The sequence below is a fragment of the Chromatiales bacterium genome (assembly GCA_014323925.1).
Lineage (GTDB): Bacteria > Pseudomonadota > Gammaproteobacteria > Poriferisulfidales > Oxydemutatoraceae > SP5GCR1.
The window spans coordinates 57,923-74,041 of the sequence record JACONC010000002.1; the positions used below are offsets into that span (position 1 = coordinate 57,923).

The following is a 16,119-nucleotide window of genomic DNA, read 5'->3' on the forward strand; positions in this document are numbered from 1 at the left end:
AGCCATGGAATTTAGCGTTGCTTTGTATGAATCTCTGCTGCGTTTGTTGAACTTAGACGCCGATTTGCTTGAGATAGTCTCACTGTCATTGCGCGTCAGCTTAACTTCAGTATCAATAGCTGCGCTTATCGGTTGTCCATTGGGAGCATTGCTTGCCATTGTGCGCTTCCCGACTCGGAACTTTTGGATTAATTTGGTCAACGCGTTTATGGGGCTGCCGCCAGTAGTGGTCGGTTTAGTTGTTTATTTACTGTTATCTCGCTCTGGTGCACTGGGCATGCTTGAATTAATTTATACGCCCACTGCAATGATTATTGCGCAAACACTTTTGATTTTACCCATTATCACTGCATTGGTATGTCAAACCATAGACGATTTATGGCGTCTTTATAGAGATCAACTGCTATCGTTAGGTAGCACGGCAATGGCGTCCATTCGTACGCTGCTTTGGGAGGCGCGTTTTAGTCTGATAACCGCAATACTAGCAGGCTTCGGACGTGGAATTGCGGAGGTCGGTGCAGTGCTTATAGTCGGTGGTAATATCAATCATTCTACCCGCGTAATGACCACTACGATTGCGTTAGAAACTAGCAAAGGGAATTTATCTTTGGCGTTAGCACTCGGCATTATATTGATTGTCTTGTCTTTGTTGATCACTTCTGCTGCGCAGATTGCTAAGCGCTTTGAACCAGTCAGTCGTTGATTGCAACTAAAAGCTATGGAACTTCAACTCAACCAGCTAAGCTATCACCGCGGTGATAAGCCACTCATTAACAATATTAATTTGCATAGTGCGTCGCAGCACTGTACTGCCTTGTTAGGTGAAAATGGCGCTGGCAAGACCTTACTGCTCTATTTATGCCACGGCTTGCTCAAGCCAAGTTGCGGTGAAGTATTGTGGAACGCACATCCGCCCCACGCTTGGCGAGGGGCGATTACTATGGTGTTTCAAAAGCCTCTTTTACTCAGACGCACTGCGTATAAAAACATAGACCACGCATTGTTTTTGCAAGGACTGCCTAGGGCGAAGCGCACCACGCGCATCATGACTGCTCTAGAGCAGGTCGGTATGACCGAATATAGGGAATGTCATGCCCATCTATTGTCGGGCGGACAGCAACAACGCCTTGCTATCGCCCGTGCTTGGGCATTACAACCGTCGGTAGTTCTGATGGATGAACCGACTTCGGACCTTGATATAAACTCGGCAGCAACAGTTGAGAATATCATAAAAGATATGCAGCGCAGTGGCATAAAAATAATTATTACAACGCATAATCTTGCACAAGTAAAGCGCCTGTGTGATGAAGTGATATTTATGAATCGAGGAAGACTGTTGTCCCATTCAAACAAGGATGATTTTTTCAAAGGGGCAACCGAAAAGCCGATATGTACATTTATACAATCGCAAGAGTTTTAGTTGTCATTGTGGCGTTAACTGCTGTTGTGCAAGCCACCGAACGCCGCATCGTTTTGGCTTCCACGACATCCGCAGACAACTCTGGTTTGTACGATTATCTATTACCTAGGTTTACTGCTACGACTGGTATAAGAGTAGATGTGATTGCTGCTGGTACTGGGCGCGCGCTCAAAATCGCCGAGCAAGGTGATGCTGATTTGTTAATAGTGCACGACGAACAGTCGGAATTGGCTTTTGTCAACTCCGGCTACGGTATAGATCGCTGTACATTTATGTATAACGATTATGTACTCGTGGGAGCTGCGGCAGATAATCTCAGCATCAGCAACAACCCGACCACGGACATTGCCCAAGCAATGCAAATAATTGCTACCAACGCCGCTACTTTTATATCACGCGGTGACGATAGCGGAACGCATAAAAAGGAACTTGCCTTATGGGCTTTAGCTGGCGTTGATATAACTGCCGCCGACGCTTGGTATCGAGAGGTCGGTGCTGGCATGGGAGCGACCTTAAATATCGCCAACGAACTATCGGCTTATACTCTAGCCGACCGCTCTACTTGGATTAGCTTTAATAACCGCGACAATTTAGTCATCGTAAAGGAAAACGACCCATTGCTGTATAACTATTACAGTGTCATACTAGTCAATCCCAAACGATGGTCTAAAATTAACTCGCAAGATGCACGTTCTTTTTATCAATGGTTACTTTCCCCACAAAGCCTAGAGTTGATAAAGTCCTTTAATATCCGGGGTCTACAGTTATTTTATCCTCTGAAAATAGACCATTCGTCCGAATTTTGCTAGCAGCTACTGGACATTTGTTATATTAAAGGATAGGCCTAAGCCTAAAAAAGCTAAAACAGTTTATGGCTTGCACTGGTACTTGCATTTTGTCGGTTTGGCGCCATATATGATAAACTTTACATAACAAAAGCAGCCGAGATTGGATATCGAGAGAGGTGAGAAATGAGTGACTTTTTAAAAAACCTAGTTTTGTGGATCATAATCGCTGCCGTAATGATGGCAGTGTTTAATAATTTTATCGGCAAAAGAGAACCGATGTCAGATATCTCTTATTCAAGATTTATTGCTGATGTAGAAAATCAACAAGTGCGTAGTGCTGAGATAGATCCTGACAAACGTACGATTACCGGATACTACACCGACAACCGCCGCTTTGTCACTTATATGCCGCAAGATCCGCAGTTGGTCGATCAGTTGCTTAGTAATAATGTAGAGATTATGACTAAACCGATAGAAAAGCCTTCTTTATTTATGGATATTTTAATCAGCTGGTTCCCGATGTTGCTACTAATTGGTGTTTGGATTTTCTTTATGCGCCAAATGCAGGGTAGTATTGGTGGACGCGGCGGTGCTATGTCTTTCGGCAAGAGCCGAGCTCGTCTAATGGGAGAAGATCAAATTAAGGTAACATTCAAAGATGTTGCCGGTGTAGAGGAAGCTAAAGAGGAAGTACTAGAACTGGTTGATTTCTTAAAAGACCCGGATAAATTTCAAAAGCTAGGCGGTCGTATACCCAAAGGCGTGTTGATGGTAGGTTCTCCAGGGACTGGTAAAACACTGTTGGCAAGGGCGATTGCCGGTGAAGCCAAAGTGCCATTTTTTTCTATTTCAGGTTCGGACTTCGTCGAGATGTTCGTAGGTGTAGGTGCCTCTCGGGTTAGGGATATGTTCGCGCAAGCGAAGAAACAAGCACCTTGCATTATATTTATTGATGAGATTGATGCGGTCGGTCGCCACCGTGGCACTGGTTTAGGAGGCGGGCACGACGAGCGCGAGCAAACGCTTAATCAATTACTTGTTGAGATGGACGGTTTTGAAGGGAGTGAGAGCATCATCGTTATCGCTGCCACCAACCGCCCGGATGTCTTAGATCCGGCACTACTGAGGCCGGGTCGTTTTGATAGGCAGGTGGTTGTGCCGTTGCCTGATGTGCGAGGTCGCGAACAGATACTCAAAGTACACATGCGTAAAGTACCTATATCAGACAATGTAAAATCGGATTATTTGGCGCGTGGCACACCGGGTTTCTCAGGTGCTGATCTTGCTAATCTAGTCAACGAAGCCTCATTATTTGCCGCGCGTTATAACAAACAGAAAGTGGAAATGGATGATTTTGAACGCGCCAAAGATAAAATTATGATGGGTGCTGAGCGTAAATCTATGGTGATGAGTGAAGAGGAGAAGAAATTAACCGCTTATCACGAGTCTGGACATGCCATCGTCGGTCGTTTAGTGCCGTCGCACGATCCGGTCTATAAGGTGACGATTATTCCTCGTGGTAGAGCGTTGGGTGTGACTATGTTTTTGCCTGAGGAAGACCGCTATAGCCACACTCGTCAGCGTCTCAATAGTCAAATATCCAGTCTATTCGGTGGACGGGTTGCCGAAGAATTGATTTTTGGCGACGACTCGGTCACTACGGGTGCTTCCAACGATATAGAACGCGCAACCGAACTAGCCCGTAATATGGTTACAAAATGGGGTTTATCCGACCGTCTGGGGCCGTTAAATTATAGTGAGGAAGAAGGCCATCCGTTTCTAGGTAATAAAATGGCGCAACAAGCTAAAACATTTTCCGATAAAACAACAAAGACTATAGATGAAGAAACCTCGCGTATTATTTCGGAGAACTACCAACGTACTAAAACCATACTGGAAGAAAATCTGGATAAATTGCATTTGATGGCTGACGCACTTATGAAATACGAAACTATCGACAGCAACCAGATTGACGAAATTATGGAAGGTAAAGTACCGTCTCCGCCGGAAGGGTGGTCCGACGGTGACGATAGCAGTAGTACTCCGCCTAAAGAAGCGCAGGATCAAGATGGTGATCAACCCCGGGACGATAAGCTAGGCGATCCGGCCAGTTCTCATTAAACAGTCAAGCCGTGCTGCATAAATACACGGCTTTAGAGGGCAGTTGCACGCTTTCACCAAAAGATAGCCCAAAGGGTTTGCTTTTTCCTGTGCTCTACTATTGAATCAACGGTGACAATAAATGGCTTCTAAAACTAAATTTTTTGGTACTGATGGTGTGCGCGGGCGCGTAGGCCAACCGCCTATGGATCCGAATACCGTACTAAAATTAGGTTGGGCAGTAGGTAAAACTCTGGGAGCCCAACATAACGCTAAAGTGTTGGTCGGTAAAGACACTCGTATTTCGGGATATATGTTTGAATCGGCTCTAGAAGCAGGTCTGTCGGCCGCGGGTGCCGATATCGGTTTGTTAGGTCCTTTTCCTACGCCCGGCATCGCCTATTTGACTCAAACCACGAAGGCTTGCGCTGGTATCGTAATTAGTGCATCGCACAATCCGTATCACGATAACGGGATTAAGCTATTTTCTAACAAAGCAACCAAGCTTTCCGAACAACAAGAAATTGAAATAGAACATTGCTTAACCCATCAGATAGAGGATATAGATATCTCGAGCCTTGGTAAAGCTTTTCGTGTTTTGGAAGCGGAGGATCTTTATTATAGTTTTTGCAGGAATGTGCTACCACCTAAAATGAATTTGCAAGGTCTAAAGATAGTAGTTGATTGTGCCCATGGTGCGAACTATCGTATCGCCCCTAGAATATATTCCGATTTAGCTGCCAATCTGGAAGTCATCGGCGCGAAACCTAACGGCTTTAATATCAACGACGGTGTTGGGACTATGCATCCGCAAATGCTACAGCATCAGGTTTTAGAAAACAAAGCCGATTTAGGGATTGCCTTTGACGGTGACGGCGACCGGCTATTGATGGTTGACGACTCAGGAGAACTCGTAGACGGCGACCAGTTGCTATTCTTACTGGCTAAGCATGCGCAGCATCGGAAAAAATTAAAAGGTGGAGTAGTCGGCACTACGATGAGTAATTTTGGCTTGGAGCGCGCCTTGACCGAATGCGGAATACCGTTTGTTCGCACTGAAGTGGGAGACCGATATGTTTTGCATAAACTTCAAGACAAACAGTGGCAATGGGGGGGGGAGACTTCGGGGCATATAGTCTGTTTGGATAAGGCGGCCACTGGCGATGCGATTATTGCCTCGCTACTTGTTTTACAGGCACTTATAGAAACCGATTGCACTTTGGCGGAAGCAGTTGCACCAATGGAAAAATATCCACAAGCCCATGCCAATGTATCGATAGGTAATATTCATAACGGTGGCTTGCTGAAATTAGCATCGCCGGTTGAGGATATTATTAATCGTGCGCGTGAAGCATTGGCTGAGCAAGGACGCGTGTTGATTAGACCCTCTGGCACTGAGCCGATGTTACGCATTATGGTTGAGTCGCATAGCGAAGATGAGAGCCGATTATGGGCTGAGCGCATTGCTGTGGCTGCGCGTGAAAATTTACCGCGAAATTCTTAGCTCCAGCGATGGCAAATCCTCTACTAGTTGCTAACTGGAAATCGCACGGCAACCTGCACAAAAATCAAATATGGATAAAGCAATTTTTGGCACAGCCTTTATCCGCAGATATTGATTTGGTGGTCTGTCCACCGTTTCCTTATATCCCACAGCTACTCGATTTGTGTAAAGGCACTACGGTCGCAGTCGGCGCACAGAATTTGAGTGCATATCAACAGGGAGCTTATACTGGAGAAGTTTCGGCAGACATGCTTAGAGATTTGGGTTGCCGGTATGTTATTATTGGACACTCTGAGAGACGCTCTTTGCAAGCCGAAGACGATAAACAGCTTACTCTCAAGTTGCAAATGGCGATTGACTGTGATTTGATACCTATATTTTGCGTAGGTGAAACATTGCAGCAGCGCGAGCAGGCACAAACTCAAGCGGTGTTGAGCGATCAGTTATCGGCTATAGTATCAGTGCTAAAAAGCACATCGTTTATACTCGCTTATGAGCCGATTTGGGCGATAGGCAGCGGACAAACCGCAACGCCTGAGCAAGCGCAGCAGGTGCATCGCTTTTTGCGTGAATATTTAATCGAACGGTTGAGTAACAACGCAGCTGAGATTAGTATAATATATGGAGGTAGCGTTAATCCGAATAATGCAAAGGAGTTATTTGCCGAGCGCGACATAAGTGGTGGTTTGGTTGGCGGTGCTTCGTTAAAAGCCGAAGATTTTTCACAAATATATGGCGCCTTCAAAGAAATGATATAAGTTACAGGATATATTTTATGTTATACAATGTTTTATTGGGATTTGAGACCATACTGGCGATTGTTATAGTCGTATTGATTTTGCTGCATCGTGGGCGCGGTTCCGAAGCGGGTGCGGTTTTTACTGGCGGCTCTTCGGCTTCGGTTTTCGGTTCCAGAGGTTCCACGCCATTTCTAACTAAACTGATAGCCTCGCTTGCCTTCGTTTTTATATTGAACAGTCTTAGCTTGGCTTATATCGCCAATCGCGATTTTGGTAGCGGTAGTGTGATAGAAGAAATTAACATAGAGCAGCCACCAGTGGTAGATAGCTTGCCTGTTGACGCCGAAGATGATTTACCTGTAGAGGAAGAAGTGTTCGTCGATGAATTTATCGATGATATACCAGAACAGATTATAGAACAGGAATCTAACGAAGATCTCTCGGATATTCCTATGCTAGACGAGAACGACCAAAGCGAAGAAACAATACCTCAAGACTCTCCGACCGATGGAGTCCGGTAAATAATCGGAGCCGATGTGGTGGAATTGGTAGACACGCTGTCTTGAGGGGGCAGTGGCGATAGCCGTGCCGGTTCGAGTCCGGCCATCGGCACCATAGTTACTACAGTTATTACTCAGTTGTACTAAAGCCAGAACCCAGATATATATTACGGGCAGCTTTGTTTTTAAGTATCTCGTCGGGTGAACCATGACAGAGCACTTCACCGCCGTAGATGATATAGGCACGGTCGCAGATCTTTAGTGTTTCGCGCACATTATGGTCGGTAATAAGCAAACCAATGCCTTGTTCCTTGAACTGCAATGTTAGTTTTTGCACTTCGCCGATGGCAATCGGATCTATGCCAGCAAAGGGTTCATCGAGTAGCATAAAAGAGGGTTCTATTGCCAGCAGTCGGGCAATTTCTACTCGTCGTCGTTCGCCACCTGATAAAGAAATAGCAAGTTGTTTGCGCACTCCTTGTAGCTTGAGTTCGTCGATTAGCTTCTCTATTTTGTCGGTTTTTTGTTTGCTTGCTAAATGCGACTGAATTTCTATCGCTGCCTTAATATTTTCTTCGACGGTCAATTTTCTAAAAACCGATGCTGCCTGAGGTAGATAGCCGATACCTAGCTGTGCTCGTTTATGTACCGGTAATTCAGAAATATCTGAGCCGTTCAGTTTGATATGACCGCGATTCGCTTTCAGTAATCCGACAATAGTATGGAAGGTGGTCGTTTTACCCGACCCATTGGGTCCTAGCAAGCCAACTATTTCACCGGTTCTCAGCGTTAATGAGATAGATTGAACTGCCCACAGATGCTTGTATTTTTTAGCTAAATCGACTACTTCCAATCGTTCGCTGTTATGTTTGGCATTCACGGTCAGAGGATGTATCATTCAACAGCTTCGGTCTCGGGTTGGATAATCAGTCTGACGCGATTTTTTTTCTTTTGCATATTGACGGTCTTTTTTTCTATATCATAAATAGCATAATCGCCAGTCAATAACTTACTCTCTTCCTTGATTTTCACTTGCCCAAGAAAATCGACAATGCCTTGTTGAACTTTATACTCAATGCGCTGTGCCTCTGCTGCGATTGTTTGTTGCTGATCGCGACGCGTCAAACGGCTCGGATTAGCGGTTGCTATCAGCTTTGATACTTTATCGTCAACGGTGTGCACTTCAACCATATCACCTTCAAGCGTTATATCACCCTGTGATATTTTGACATTGCCGCGATAGATAGCCACCCCAGTTCGATTGTTATAACTCACGCTATCCGCTTCCAACTCTAGAGCATCTTTGGCTTGTCCTATAACCCCTCCCGCTATCGTTGTTAAGAGTAGCACTGCCGTAATTATGTTTCTTAACTTAACCATGTGTCACATTGAGTTCAACGAGTATTCAATACTTTTATATTTGATAGAAGCCGGATAGTTTGTTTTTCTAGGTCTGCAATCATACCCATGCCTTCTGTTATTTTGTTATGTTGCTTAAATGTAGCTTTCGCGTCGGTGTAAGCTGTTTTTTTGTCTAGATCAATCGTTGCATCACTGGTATATAAATACTCCGGCATATTAGTTTGCTGATTAATACGGTAAATAGCAACATCACCTAATAAATCAATGAGTGCAGAGTCGTTATTAATATGCCCTTTATTTGCCGAAAGATTCAGCGGGGTGGCATCAGGGGTCTGATAGATGAACAGAGGTTTTTCAAACTCTAATCCGTTATCTTGTAGGTAAAGTATCACCGGACTAGTTAGTCGGTAAAGTAAATTTGCGTTATCGTCATAGGCGTTAATCGTCGCCTCTTCAAATCGACTATTATTACCGTTTTGCAACAAGGTGTCTACGCTGAGCTTGAAGTCGGCTTGCATCGTGCTACTCAGCAGCGCAATTAAGCCTAACGATAGGCAATATAAGCTAAATGAAAGTTGTTTATACAATGTTTTGTCTGTATTCCTGGTAGCTAAAGAGATTCTTTATTTGCTGATGGTAATGTTTCATAAGAGTTGAAAATCTTGCAGAATACTTTTGCCGTGGCTTGAGCATCGTAGAGTGCTGAATGTGCCGAATTAGCATTCCATTCATAACCGGCGACATCGGCAATTTTTGCCAGTACCGTTTGCTTATAAGCGAGTGCGCCCAAGGTGACCGTATCTAGACTACTAAATTTGTGAAAAGGATTATTTTTGACATTACTGCGGTGGATTGCAGCATTTAAAAATTTAAGGTCAAAAAAAGAATTGTGTCCGACGAGTATAGCTCGGCTACATCTATAGTACTGAAGTTCAGCGTGTATTTTATTAAAGGCAGTAGTCAATGCTTCGCGTTCGTCTAGTGCTAGTCGTAGCGGGCTGTAGGGATCGATACCGTTGACCTTAAGTGCGGTGGCTTCTAAGTTGGAACCTTGAAATGGCTTTACATGGTAATGCAAAGTTGTTTTTTCATACAACTTAAAGTTCCGATCAACACCAATAACGACCACTGCGAATTCTAACAACGCATCAGTTTTTTCGTTGTAGCCGCCGGTTTCTATATCAACCACAACAGGTAAGAAGGAGCGAAACCGTTCTTGCATCCAATTTATTTGTTCGTTGTGTTGAGCGTTCACATCTACTTTCACTACAGCCGGATTATCCACGGGCAATACTCCATTCAAGTTTCTGGTTTGCTAACATAGGCACGATGTTCTCATCGCCAATATACTCAGCAACATGCATCGCTTTTTTCACTAGTTTAATCCGTTTTTTGTTGGTAGGAAGTTTATAAAAGCGCGCCCCGTTGATGCTTGAGAATTGCTCTAGTTTATGCAATTTGTGTTGGTTTTCAAATATTTGCGCATAAACACTCATTGCAACTGGTGCGTTGAATATACCAGCACAACCACAAGCACTCTCTTTTGCCGAACGGCTGTGTGGTGCGCTATCAGTACCTAGGAAAAAGCACTTGTACCCACTGCAAGCGGCTTCTATCAATGCTGTGCGATGTCTGTCACGCTGTGGTAGAGGCAAACAGTAGTTGTGCGGATGTAATCCTCCATCAAATAGCGCGTTGCGCGTATATAAAAGATGATGCGGTGTAATCGTCGCCGAAGTATAGTCGTCGTTATCCTTAACATATTGCACGGCGTCGCTCGTTGTAATATGTTCAAAAACGATTCTTAGCTCTGGGAATTGCTTTCTAATCGGCGTGAGACTGTTGTCAATAAAATGTTTCTCACGATCGAAGATATCTAGATCAGGGTCAGTGCTTTCGCCATGTACTAAAAGCGGTAGATCGCATTGTTGCAGTGCTTCTAAAATATGATAGATCGTGTCAACTGATCCAATGCCTTTTTCGGAATGTGTGGTTACTCCCCGAGGATATAATTTAACGCCATGAATAAAGTCGCAGGCTGCAGCCGCCCTAATAGTTTGTGCTGACATATCGTCGGTTAGATAAAGCGTCATCAATGGTTCAAAATCGGCAACCGCTGCAAGAATCCTGTTTTTATAGTCGCGGCACTGTGCAACTGTAGTTACAGGAGGACTTAAATTAGGCATAATGATTGCTCTCTTGAACACATCTGCACTATACCTTGCAACTGTTCGCAGTGTGTCCCCATCCCTCAAATGCAAATGCCAATCGTCGGGTTGAATAATTGTTAATTCCGATAATTCATGCTTGACCATAGCTGTTATTATATAAGACCGCTTATAATATGCAGTTTAACTAGGTTTAATTAGATATGATAAGAGAAATTTTGAGTCACGCCCATGTCGGATATTTCTAAAATAGTATTGGCTTATTCGGGTGGTCTGGATACTTCAATTATACTCAAATGGCTGCAGCAAGAATATAACACCGAAGTCTATGCTTTTATTGCCGATGTTGGGCAAGGGGAGGAAATTGAACCGGCGGTAAAAAAAGCCCGATTGTTGGGAGCTGCTGATGTTTTTGTTGAGGATTTACGAGAAACCTTTGTCGGTGATTTTGTCTTTCCTATGTTTCGCGCCAACACGGTTTATGAAGGGGAGTACTTATTAGGCACTTCTATTGCACGACCGCTCATTGCCCAATATCTAGTAAAAGCGGCCGCCGCAGTAGGAGCCGATGCTATTGCCCACGGAGCTACGGGGAAAGGCAATGATCAAGTGCGCTTTGAGTTATCTGCCTACGCGCTAAACTCCGATATTCGTATCATTGCCCCTTGGCGACAGTGGCAACTCAATTCGCGCAGCGCCTTGCTTGATTATGCCAGACAACACAACATACCCACTGAAAGTACTTCGGGTGGTGCACCTTATTCAATGGATGCCAACCTGTTGCACACCTCTTATGAAGGTGGCATATTGGAAGATCCGTCGTCTGCGCCCGAACCGACGATGTGGCAAAGAACCGCTGATCCGCAAAACACTCCTGATATACCACAAACTGTAGAACTCGCTTTTAACAAAGGAGATCCGTGTGTGATAGATGGTGACACGCTGTCGCCGGCCAAGATGTTAGAACGCTTAAATCAAATCGCCGGTACACACGGTGTAGGAAGAGTGGATATGGTTGAGAACCGCTATGTAGGCATGAAATCCAGAGGCTGTTATGAGACCCCCGGTGGCACACTATTGCTGAAAGCACACCGCGCAATAGAATCGCTTACTTTGGATAGAGAGTTGGCACACTTAAAAGATGAACTGATGCCGCGTTATGCTGCACTAATTTATAACGGCTATTGGTGGAGTGAAGAGCGTAGAGCATTGCAACAACTTATTGATTATAGCCAAGCGAATGTGACTGGCACAGTACGCCTGAAGTTATACAAAGCGAATGTTGAAATCATCGGCAGACAGTCACCCAATAGTTTATTTGACAGTGCGGTTGCCAGCTTTGAGGATGACCAAGGCGCATACAACCCACGCGACGCTGAAGGTTTTATCAAACTTAACGCACTACGCCTGCGCAAATCAGGAGCTACTGATAACTAAGAATAGTTTGCATACTACTAGACCTAAAGGGCGCACGCGTGTTGCTGGCTGTGGGCATGTGTAACCTGCTATGGCGCATCGTAGAGCCACCTAGTCATAGTAGCGGCATAAATACCCATTGAATATTTGCTGAGTTTTATTATAGATAACTAGGTTATAATTGCCTATCAATGTCCTTAGTAGTCCAAAAGTTCGGCGGCACATCGGTTGCTTCCGTTGAATTAATCGAGCATGTTGCAACCTTAGTTAAAGACACCTGTAGCCAAGGCCATCAGGTTATCGTCGTGGTCTCGGCGATGAGCGGTGAGACTGACCGATTGCTCGGCTTGGCTGAGAAAGTGGATGAGTATTATAACGGTCGAGAACTAGACGCGCTATTGGCTACTGGTGAACAAGGCAGTGCTGCTTTATTGGCGATAGCTTTGAATAAGCAGGGCATTCAGGCAGTTTCTATGACCGGCTGGCAAGTCGGTATGCTGACCGACCAGAACTACAATAAAGCGCGCATCCAATCTATAGATGCAAGCAAGATAAAAAAGTGCTTGGAGCAGAGCAAGGTAGTCGTGGTAGCAGGTTTTCAAGGTATAGATGAGAATGGCAACATCACCACATTAGGGCGTGGTGGGTCGGATACCACCGCAGTTGCACTCGCAGCCGAACTTAAATGTTTGGAGTGCAGAATCTACACGGATGTGGACGGTATTTACACTACTGACCCGCGCATTGAACCCAAAGCCCGCCGCCTCAAGTCGATTACTTTTGAAGAGATGCTAGAAATGGCGAGTTTGGGTTCCAAAGTGTTGCAGATACGCTCAGTGGAATTAGCCGGCAAGTATAATGTACCCATCAGAGTATTGTCTACCTTCAAAGAAGGTCGGGGTACACTGATTAGCTATGAGGAAAATTCAATGGAAAAGATGAGAATTTCGGGTGTTGCATCCAATCGTGATGAAGCGCAGCTGACTGTGCGCGGGGTGCCTGATAAGCCTGGGGTTGCAGCGAATATATTGGCACCAATCGCAGATGCCAATATAGAAATAGATATGATTGTTCAAAATGTTGGTTCGCGGGATGGTATTGCCGACTTTACTTTTACTGTCCATCGCAGAGACTATCGCAAAGCGATGCAAGTTTTGGAGAACACAGTTGCAGAATTGGGATCTGGCCGAGTCATCGGCACTGACGACATTGTCAAGGTTTCTTTAGTCGGAGTTGGTATGCGCTCGCACGCTGGGATTGCATCTAAAATGTTTAGTGCACTTGCGCAGGCCGATATAGACATCCGCATGATATCTACTTCAGAGATAAAAATCTCCGTTGTCATTAAAGAAGAACTCATGAACAAAGCGGTACAAGTTTTGCACGATGCTTTTGGTTTGGATAAATAGCACTGTCGAGTTTTATCAAGCCTGCCTACAGAACTTTACTGGTTGTGTAGTAGCGGAAACCTAAGGGATTTAATAAGTAGCTAAATATCCTGCTAAAAATCGCCCTTTTTTTCAAGAGATATGCACACTCACCGTTAAATATCGGCTTCAAACCCAAGTGCTACCGAATTAATGCAATAGCGCAAACCTGTAGGTTGGGGGCCATCTTCAAATACATGTCCTAGATGCGCCTCGCAGACTTTGCATAGAACTTCGGTTCGCTTCATGCCTAAGGAATAATCGTCTCGCGTTTCTATTGCTTCCTCGTTGGCGGGAGCATAAAAACTTGGCCAACCACTCCCCGAATCAAATTTAGTTTGTGAAGAAAACAACAGGGCATTGCAACAAACACAACGATAAACTCCTTCAGCCTTGCTTGCATAGTATTGCCCACTAAACGGAGACTCCGTGCCTTTTAGACGACACACTCGGTACTGTTCGTCATCCAATATTTTGCGCCACTCCTGATTGCTTCTAATGATTTTATTCATAAGCAAAAATAACGCTACAACTGCCAAGGTTGCAAGACAATGAAAAAGCTAAGCAAGGAGAGCTATAGGCGCACTACTCAGAGTGCTTCATGGTCAATCGGACTCGTCCTTGTTTATCTATGTCTAGCACTTTCACCCTGACTTCATCGCCTTCATTGACTTTATCCCTAATATTCTTGACATGTTCTTCGCAAATCTGCGAGATATGCAATAAGCCATCTTTGCCTGGCAAAACGGATACAAAGGCACCAAAATCCATAATACGTACAACCTTCCCGTCATAGATCTTTCCTATTTCTACATCGGCGGTTAGTTCTTCAATCCGACTTTTCGCTTGATTGGCTGACTCACCGTCTGGTGAGGCTATCACTATCGTACCGTCATCTTCTACATTAATGACAGCACCGGTTTCTTCAGTTAGCGCTTTGATTGTCGCCCCTCCTTTGCCGATAACATCTTTTATTTTACTCGGCTTAACCTTCAGGGTTAGCAGTTTAGGAGCATACTGTGAAAACGCCTTAGGACTATCAAGAACTGCATTCATTTTGCCAAGAATATGCAGGCGGCCGTCTCTAGCTTGCTCTAAAGCAACGAACATAATCTCTGGACTGACGCCTTCTATCTTTATATCCATCTGCAATGCTGTGATACCTTTCTCAGTACCCGCAACCTTGAAATCCATATCTCCGAAATGATCCTCATCTCCCATAATGTCGCTTAACACCGCATAACGCTCGTCTTGCAAGATCAATCCCATAGCAATGCCACCTACATGCGATTTAAGCGGAACGCCGGCATCCATCAATGACATACTGGCACCGCAAATCGACGCCATAGAACTGGAGCCATTTGATTCGGTTATTTCCGAGACAACTCGTATTACATAAGGAAATTCACTCTTGTCAGGCATTACTGCCTGCAAGCCTCGCTTTGCTAAATTGCCATGACCTATCTCGCGACGCTTAGGAGAACCCATAAATCCAACTTCACCGACACAATAAGCCGGGAAATTATAGTGCAACATAAAACGCTCTCGATACTCATTTTCAAGCCCGTCTATAATTTGAGCATCTTTATCAGTGCCTAGCGTTGTGCTAACAATAGCTTGGGTTTCACCGCGCGTAAATAAAGCGTCCCCATGCACCCTAGGCAATTGCCCGACTTCAATACTAATAGGTCTAATCGTACGAGTGTCGCGCCCGTCTATACGCGGATCTCCGTTGATAATTCTATTACGAACAATCTTCTTTTCTAGCATAGAAAATGCATTCAGTATTTGCATCTCACGGTTGTCTTTATCTTCTTCGTTATTGTCATCAGCGAGTAATGTGAGTGCTCGCTCGCGTAACTCGGCAACTTTCTCTTGGCGTTCAATCTTATCAGCAATGGTATAAGCTGCTTGTAATGCAGAAGCGATGCTGTTCTCCAATTCTTGCATTAATCCATCAAGGTTAGCCATAGGTTGCCAATCCCACTTCGGATTACCAACTTCTTTCGCCATCTCCTTAATTGCAGTGATAGCCGGCTGCATCTGCTCGTGTCCGAAAACAACTGCACCCAACATCTGCTCTTCACTCAACTGGTTTGCTTTTGATTCAACCATAAGAACCGCCTTATCAGTGCCGGCTACAACCAGATCTAGGTCTGAAGCAGACAACTGATCTAATCTGGGGTTTAACAAATAATTCCCGTCTTGAAAACCGATACGCGCAGCTCCTATAGGACCGTTAAACGGAATACCTGAAATAGTAAGCGCAGCGGATGTTGCCAATAGAGCTGGGATATCTGCATCTACTTTGGGGTTTAGTGATAGAACCGTGGCGACAACCTGTACTTCATCAGAAAAACCTTCCGGGAACAAAGGACGGATAGGCCTATCTATTAGCCTAGATGTTAAAGTTTCTTTTTCCGAAGGTCTGCCCTCGCGCTTAAAAAAACCTCCTGGTATTTTCCCAGCCGCGTATGTACGTTCCTGATAATAAACCGACAGTGGTAGAAAATCACGATAGGTGGAAGCTTCTCGCTTGCTAGCAACATTTGCCATAACTACAGTGTCGTCTATATTGACTACTACCGAACTATCAGCTTGCCGAGCAATTTTGCCAGTTTCTAATGTGACACTATGGGCACCATACTGGAATGTTTTCCGCACTACACGCATATTCTCTTTCTCTTCCGCCTA

General features: G+C 44.7%; 16 protein-coding genes and 1 tRNA gene. 10 read left to right on the forward strand and 7 right to left on the reverse strand.

Annotated features, from left to right (window positions below; all coding sequences use genetic code 11):
* Positions 1-4: 4 nt before the first annotated feature.
* The 8 genes from GDA45_01100 (at position 5) to GDA45_01135 (ending at position 7,167) form a co-directional block, all read left to right on the forward strand.
* A complete protein-coding gene (locus tag GDA45_01100; GenBank protein MBC6413523.1) occupies positions 5-703 on the forward strand; it encodes an ABC transporter permease in 699 nt (232 codons plus the stop codon).
* A complete protein-coding gene (locus GDA45_01105) occupies positions 704-1,420 on the forward strand; it encodes an ATP-binding cassette domain-containing protein (protein ID MBC6413524.1) in 717 nt (238 codons plus the stop codon).
* The gene (locus tag GDA45_01110) at positions 1,390-2,229 is read left to right on the forward strand and encodes a substrate-binding domain-containing protein (GenBank protein MBC6413525.1); all 840 of its coding nucleotides are present in this window, start codon (positions 1,390-1,392) and stop codon (positions 2,227-2,229) included. Before GDA45_01105 ends, GDA45_01110 begins: the two co-directional genes overlap by 31 nt.
* Positions 2,230-2,391: 162 nt before the next feature.
* Positions 2,392-4,329 carry an ATP-dependent zinc metalloprotease FtsH gene (ftsH, locus tag GDA45_01115; GenBank protein MBC6413526.1) on the forward strand — a complete coding sequence of 646 codons (1,938 nt, stop codon included), beginning with the start codon at positions 2,392-2,394 and terminating at the stop codon, positions 4,327-4,329.
* 121 nt (positions 4,330-4,450) lie between these two features.
* Positions 4,451-5,812 carry a phosphoglucosamine mutase gene (gene glmM, locus GDA45_01120; GenBank protein MBC6413527.1) on the forward strand — a complete coding sequence of 454 codons (1,362 nt, stop codon included), beginning with the start codon at positions 4,451-4,453 and terminating at the stop codon, positions 5,810-5,812.
* An 8-nt stretch (positions 5,813-5,820) separates the two neighbouring features.
* Positions 5,821-6,570 (forward strand): triose-phosphate isomerase, encoded by a 750-nt coding sequence (locus tag GDA45_01125; protein MBC6413528.1) that lies wholly within the window; start codon positions 5,821-5,823, stop codon positions 6,568-6,570.
* 17 nt (positions 6,571-6,587) lie between these two features.
* Complete coding sequence (gene secG, locus GDA45_01130) at positions 6,588-7,073, forward strand: preprotein translocase subunit SecG (protein MBC6413529.1); 486 nt, start codon at positions 6,588-6,590, stop codon at positions 7,071-7,073.
* A 9-nt stretch (positions 7,074-7,082) separates the two neighbouring features.
* Positions 7,083-7,167, forward strand: a tRNA-Leu gene (locus GDA45_01135).
* A gap of 15 nt (positions 7,168-7,182) precedes the next feature.
* On the opposite strand, the gene lptB is transcribed toward GDA45_01135, so the two are convergent.
* The 5 genes from lptB to pyrC are packed head-to-tail and all read right to left on the reverse strand — an operon-like array spanning position 7,183 to position 10,729.
* A complete protein-coding gene (lptB, locus tag GDA45_01140; GenBank protein ID MBC6413530.1) occupies positions 7,183-7,950 on the reverse strand; it encodes an LPS export ABC transporter ATP-binding protein in 768 nt (255 codons plus the stop codon).
* Positions 7,947-8,432 carry a lipopolysaccharide transport periplasmic protein LptA gene (gene lptA, locus GDA45_01145; GenBank protein ID MBC6413531.1) on the reverse strand — a complete coding sequence of 162 codons (486 nt, stop codon included), beginning with the start codon at positions 8,430-8,432 and terminating at the stop codon, positions 7,947-7,949. The genes lptB and lptA overlap by 4 nt, the downstream gene beginning before the upstream one ends.
* 14 nt (positions 8,433-8,446) lie before the next feature.
* Positions 8,447-9,001, reverse strand: a complete 555-nt coding sequence (lptC, locus tag GDA45_01150) for an LPS export ABC transporter periplasmic protein LptC (protein MBC6413532.1) — start codon at positions 8,999-9,001, stop codon at positions 8,447-8,449.
* Positions 9,002-9,024: 23 nt separating this feature from the next.
* On the reverse strand, positions 9,025-9,636 hold the full coding sequence (gene rnt, locus GDA45_01155; protein ID MBC6413533.1) for a ribonuclease T: 612 nt from the start codon (positions 9,634-9,636) through the stop codon (positions 9,025-9,027).
* 55 nt (positions 9,637-9,691) lie between these two features.
* Positions 9,692-10,729, reverse strand: a complete 1,038-nt coding sequence (gene pyrC / locus GDA45_01160; GenBank protein ID MBC6413534.1) for a dihydroorotase — start codon at positions 10,727-10,729, stop codon at positions 9,692-9,694.
* 84 nt (positions 10,730-10,813) lie between these two features.
* Between pyrC and GDA45_01165 the strand changes: the two genes are divergently transcribed.
* Positions 10,814-12,019, forward strand: coding sequence for an argininosuccinate synthase (locus tag GDA45_01165; protein ID MBC6413535.1), 1,206 nt, complete (start codon positions 10,814-10,816; stop codon positions 12,017-12,019).
* A gap of 170 nt (positions 12,020-12,189) precedes the next feature.
* Positions 12,190-13,407, forward strand: coding sequence for an aspartate kinase (locus GDA45_01170; GenBank protein MBC6413536.1), 1,218 nt, complete (start codon positions 12,190-12,192; stop codon positions 13,405-13,407).
* A gap of 134 nt (positions 13,408-13,541) precedes the next feature.
* Here GDA45_01170 and msrB read toward each other — a convergent pair whose 3' ends face one another.
* On the reverse strand, positions 13,542-13,937 hold the full coding sequence (msrB, locus tag GDA45_01175; protein ID MBC6413537.1) for a peptide-methionine (R)-S-oxide reductase MsrB: 396 nt from the start codon (positions 13,935-13,937) through the stop codon (positions 13,542-13,544).
* 73 nt (positions 13,938-14,010) lie between these two features.
* Positions 14,011-16,098, reverse strand: coding sequence for a polyribonucleotide nucleotidyltransferase (gene pnp, locus GDA45_01180; protein MBC6413538.1), 2,088 nt, complete (start codon positions 16,096-16,098; stop codon positions 14,011-14,013).
* Positions 16,099-16,119 lie beyond the last annotated feature (21 nt).